1 protein-coding gene is annotated in these 425 nt (G+C 36.7%); it reads right to left on the bottom strand.

The annotated features are described in order from the left end of the window. The coding region (locus tag CW751_RS15020; RefSeq protein WP_205677849.1) for a hypothetical protein at window positions 1-354 on the bottom strand (354 nt) is incomplete at its 3' end. Between the last annotated feature and the right edge of the window lie 71 nt (window positions 355-425).

Raw genomic sequence — 425 nt, 5'->3', positions numbered from 1 at the left:
TCCATGCGCTGCTCCTTCATTCCTAACTGTAGAAAACAAATAATAATCATGATCTGCTCCGCCGCCTAAAGGATCTTGATACCCAAAAGCAAAACCTACAAAGTCGTTATCTCCAGAGTTACCAACCCTAAATGTCCCTGTAAATTCAACATTTATAAAATCAAAGTCATTTACAAAAAAAGCAGGAGCTCCATTTATTCCTTGATTCACAGATGTTCCGCCTGGATTCACATTCCAATTGGCGTTACCTCCTTCTTCGGTCCATGTATTCAAGTCTAGAGCTTGTCCACATTGTGAGAATACTTGAGCATAAACTAGAAAAGCGAAAAATAATAAAAAGTAATTCTTCATCATAAAATCTCTTTTTTTACCTTAAAACATTCACATGTCCATATTCTACATGGCGTGTAGTGGACATTGTTTCT

Origin of the sequence: Brumimicrobium salinarum (assembly GCF_002844555.1) — a bacterium.
GTDB lineage: Bacteria > Bacteroidota > Bacteroidia > Flavobacteriales_D > Crocinitomicaceae > Brumimicrobium > Brumimicrobium salinarum.
This window is presented reverse-complemented; position numbering and strand designations above follow the sequence as displayed.